Source organism: Nitratidesulfovibrio liaohensis (genome assembly GCF_011682075.1).
Taxonomy (GTDB): domain Bacteria; phylum Desulfobacterota; class Desulfovibrionia; order Desulfovibrionales; family Desulfovibrionaceae; genus Cupidesulfovibrio; species Cupidesulfovibrio liaohensis.
Genome location: NZ_VSMK01000263.1, coordinates 1 through 3,872, shown reverse-complemented (window position 1 = coordinate 3,872; position 3,872 = coordinate 1). Strand labels below are relative to the sequence as shown.

The following is a 3,872-nucleotide window of genomic DNA, read 5'->3' as shown; positions in this document are numbered from 1 at the left end:
CGGACCGGGCGAGCGCAGCAGGGCAACGCACACGGCAGCGGCCAGCGCGGCCACCAGCTTGCAGCGCGGGTCGGCCAGGTGCAGGCGCGAGGTGCCCCGGCTGAAGGGTTCGTCCAGCACGAAGACCCGCTAGCCGTGCGCCGTGGAGGTGAAGGCCAGCATTTCGGGCCGCACCCGCGCGATGAACGATACCACCAGCGCAGTCACCACGCCTTCCACGATCATGATCGGGATGTGCGCCAGCATCAGCGCCCGTGCGGCAGGGATGAACGCCTCGCCGGACAACCCCAGCGATACGGCGGTGAGCAGGGCGGATGCACCCACGGACAGGAAGCCGCAGGCAAAGGCCGCGCCCCCGCGCAGGCGGGACGGGCCGGTCAGCATGGGCCGGAAAACGTAGAAGCACAGCACCGGCGGCAGGGCCATGTTGAAGGTGTTCACCCCCAGCACGGTAAGCCCGCCGAACTGGAACAGCAGCGCCTGCAACGCCAACGCCACGAAGATGGCGGGAAAGGCGGCCCAGCCCAGCATGACGCCCAGCAGCCCGTTGAGCACAAGGTGGGCGCTGGAAGGGCCGATGGGCACATGGATCAGCGAGGCCACGAAAAAGGCGGATGACAGGATGGCCACGGTCATCAGGCGATCGTAATCCAGCCGTTTCAGGCCGACCGTGACGCCAAGCGCGGCCAGCGTCGCGCCTGCGCCGAGCACCATAGGGGAAAGCACCCCTTCCGAAATGTGCATGCATGCCTCGAGCTGTCTGCGCGCCCGTCGCGGCGCTCGGAAAATCCGGCGTCACGGGCGTGTCGAAAGGGGTAGCAGATGCCACATGGAGCGTCAACGTGCCACGAATCCGCAAGGCGTGCCGGGGGGCGCAGGGCAAGCTTGGCTCGTGCGGTTCTTTGGCCATTCTCGCCCGGCTCGCAGCGCACGGCTGCACCGTCCCCTGCCGTGGGGAGACAGCGGTGGCAGCGCGGTAACCTGCACGGCCCGGCCATGCAACGGAAACCGCCCCCGCATGCACGGGGCATGCGGGGGCGGCGTTGTCCGACAATGAGGGGCGCTGCGCTACATGAAGAAGACCAGCGTCACCAGGATGAACGTGGGCACCAGGATACCGCACGACCAAACCATGTAGCCGAAGAAGCTGGGCATCTTCACGCCCTGTTCCTCGGCGATGGACCGCACCATGAAGTTGGGCGCGTTGCCGATGTAGGTGTTGGCGCCCATGAACACGGCACCGGCGGAAATGGCCAGCAGCGTCTGGGTCATGTCGTGCATCAGGTGCATGGCGTCGCCGCCTGCGGTGTTGAAGAACACCAGGTAGGTAGGCGCGTTGTCCAGGAAGCTTGACAACAGGCCGGTCAGCCAGAAGTACATGACGTTCACCGGCTGGCCGTCGTGCGTCACCATCTGGATCACCGAGCGCAGCGCGCCGCTTTCACCCGCCTTCAGGATGGCGATGGCCGGAATCATGCTGACGAAGATGCCCGCGAACAGCTTGGCCACTTCGGCGATGGGGCCCCAGCTGAAATCGTTCTTGATGCGCGATTCGGGGTCGGTCAGTTTCAGCGACAGGCCGGCGATGACCAGCAGTATGATGTCACGCACGATGTTCTGCAGTTCCACCGGCACGTGGTACACGTTGAATTCCACGCCCGGCTTCCAGAAGCCGCTCATGAGCACCGCGGCGACCACGCCGCCCAGCAGCAGCAGGTTCACGCTGCCTTCCAGGCCCAGCTTTTCACCGCCATCCTGCTGCGGCGGCACGGGGCGGCCTTCCTTGCCGAACAGCACGGTGTCCAGCGCGAAAAACACGGCCAGCAGCAGCACCGAAACCAGCAGCATGGGCGGCAGCATGTGGATGGTGGTCCAGAAGAACGAAACACCCTTGAGGAAGCCGAGGAACAGCGGCGGGTCGCCCAGTGGCGTCAGCGAGCCGCCGATGTTGGCCACCAGGAAGATGAAGAACACCACCGAATGCACCTTGAACTTGCGGTGGGCGTTGGCGCGCAGCAGCGGACGGATCAGCAGCATGGCCGCGCCGGTGGTGCCCATCCAACTCGCCAGCACCGTGCCGATGGCCAGCAGCAGGGTGTTGACCATGGGCGTGCCCACCAGCGAACCGGTCAGGCGTACGCCACCGGCCACGGTGAACAGGGCGAACAGCAGGATGATGAAGGGGATGTATTCCAGCAGCAGGGTGTGCAGCACTTCGTACAGGGCCAGCGAGGCACCGAACTTGAGGGCGAAGGGCACCAGGAAGGCCAGCCCCCAGAAGGCGGAGACCTTGCCGAAGTGATGATGCCAGAAATGCGGCGCCACCAGGGGAAGAATGGCAATGGACAGCAACATGCAGGCAAACGGCACCGCCCACAGGCCGCCGAGCAGCGCACCGTCGAGATGCGGCGCGCCCGCACCGGCGGCGAACGCCATGCCCGGGAGCATGGTGGCAACGGAGGCCACGAGGGCCATGGCCGTCTTCTGGATCTGGGTCTTCACTGGGGAGCCTCCTTGGCGTCTCTGTGTATGGAGTCCGTCCGGCCGGGGCACGGCGACAGGGATGTCGTTGACCGGGATGATTCGTTGAGCTGGCATGTCCCTTTCGTGTTGGTGGGCGTATCCGGGCGGTCCATGGTGCGACCGCGTCACGCGGCGCGACGGACTGCGGACCGATGCCAACGCCTGTAGTAACGGGAGTGCGCCATCTTTTCAACAGTGGCCTTTCACGTTGGCGTTGCAGTGGCCGTTGCGGTGGTTGGCGCCGCTCAACCGCGTGAACCAGTGCGGTGACGGCATCGCCGACGCGAGCAACGCTTCGCTCCGGTTATGGAACAACACGGTTTGATTGGTCAAGCCGGAAGGTGACTTTTTGGCCGAAGGGGGGTACACAGGTGCCCCGCGCTTCGGCGCCCCCGCAACCTCCAGAAACCCACCGGCATACGCATGGCACCACAGATAACCCCCCGGCGCATGGAACGCATCCGCCGCGTTCTCGGCTGGCGACAGAAGGACCTGACCCTTGTGCTGGCCAACATCCACGACCCGCACAACGTTTCGGCCATCTATCGCAGTTGCGACGCCTTCGGCGTGGCCCAGGTGCACCTGTACTACACCGACACCGCCTTTCCCGTGCTGGGCCGCAAGTCGTCGGCATCCGCCCGCAAGTGGGTGGACACGGTGCGCCATTCCGACGCCCAGAGCCTGATGCGCACCCTGAAGGAAGGCGGTCACCGCGTGCTGGCCACCAGTTGCACCCCGGCGGCCAAACCGCTGGGCGACTACGACATGACCCAGCCCACCGCCATCATCATGGGCAACGAGCATTCCGGCGTGGCCCCGGAACTGGTGGAACTGGTGGACGGCGAAGTATACATCCCCATGTATGGCATGATCCAGAGCTTCAACGTGTCGGTGGCGGCGGCGGTGCTGCTGGCCGAAGCCTCGCGTCAGCGCGTGCTGGCGGGCATGTATGACCGGCCCTCCTGGCCCGAAGAGGAACTGGAAGCCCGCATAGCGGCCTGGGCGGAAAAATAGCGGGCGGGGGCAATGTCCCGAAAAGCGCGACGGCGGCGTATCCGGATGGTTCCGGGTACGCCGCCGTCGCGTCTGGCGGGGATGGGCGGGCTGCCGCCGGGATGGTGCCGGGGCGTCGTCAGTGGTCCCGCCCGGCAGGCCACCGCGTCACTTGCCTGCATCATCGGTGCATCATTCGTCCGTACCATCGGGGGCGCCGGGTCCATCGGGTTCGCCGCCCTCCAGCGGCAGGCCAAGGTCAGCCAGCCAGCCTTCGTACAGCGCGCCCACCTCGCGCTCGCCCGCGCGCCGTGCCCAGCGGGCCAGCCCGCGCGCCTTGCGCACCAGCGGTTCCG

Annotated in this window: 3 protein-coding genes; 1 reads left to right on the top strand and 2 read right to left on the bottom strand. The window is 66.3% G+C overall.

The window, feature by feature from the left end; translation table 11 throughout:
* Positions 1-129: 129 nt before the first annotated feature.
* Together cbiM and FVW27_RS09860 are read right to left on the bottom strand one after the other, a co-directional pair.
* Entirely contained in the window at positions 130-744 is a 615-nt protein-coding gene (gene cbiM, locus FVW27_RS09865) for a cobalt transporter CbiM (protein WP_167124749.1), read from the bottom strand.
* Positions 745-1,068: 324 nt separating this feature from the next.
* The gene (locus FVW27_RS09860; RefSeq protein WP_208294729.1) at positions 1,069-2,475 is read right to left on the bottom strand and encodes a sodium:proton antiporter; all 1,407 of its coding nucleotides are present in this window, start codon (positions 2,473-2,475) and stop codon (positions 1,069-1,071) included.
* Between the two features lie 471 nt (positions 2,476-2,946).
* On the opposite strand from FVW27_RS09860, the gene FVW27_RS09855 reads away from it, so the two are divergent.
* A complete protein-coding gene (locus FVW27_RS09855; RefSeq protein ID WP_041727678.1) occupies positions 2,947-3,537 on the top strand; it encodes a TrmH family RNA methyltransferase in 591 nt (196 codons plus the stop codon).
* Positions 3,538-3,872: the final 335 nt, after the last annotated feature.